This is a genomic window from Salinimicrobium oceani (assembly GCF_012037645.1).
In genome coordinates this window covers 1-320 of record NZ_JAAVJR010001367.1, presented here as the reverse complement: position 1 = coordinate 320, position 320 = coordinate 1, and the positions used below count along the sequence as shown (strand labels likewise).

General features: G+C 39.7%; 1 protein-coding gene. It reads left to right on the top strand.

Features of this window, described 5'->3' with window-relative positions:
* A partial coding sequence (locus HC175_RS22235; RefSeq protein ID WP_168140018.1) for a nucleoid-associated protein occupies positions 1-320 on the top strand: 320 nt, incomplete at both ends.

The window sequence follows — 320 nt, the reverse complement described above, 5'->3', positions numbered from 1 at the left end:
AAGCGGTGAGGTCTACGTGGTACATTTTGAGAACATCATGCTAGATAACGAGAAGACCAACGCTATCGGGATTTTTAAATCTGAATTGAAGCACGATTTCCTGCAGTTTAAGGAAAAGGAGAGCATTCTTGAAATGATCATTCAGCAGGGGATCAACCTGAACAAACTCGATAAAGGTGCCCTTATTTTCAACCGAAACAGGGCCGAAGGTTATAAAATCCTTTCGGTAGATTCTAATAAGTATGATACCAAATACTGGTTAGAGAACTTTTTAGGAGTTGATGTACTGGCCGATGAGAATTTCCACACCAAAAAATACC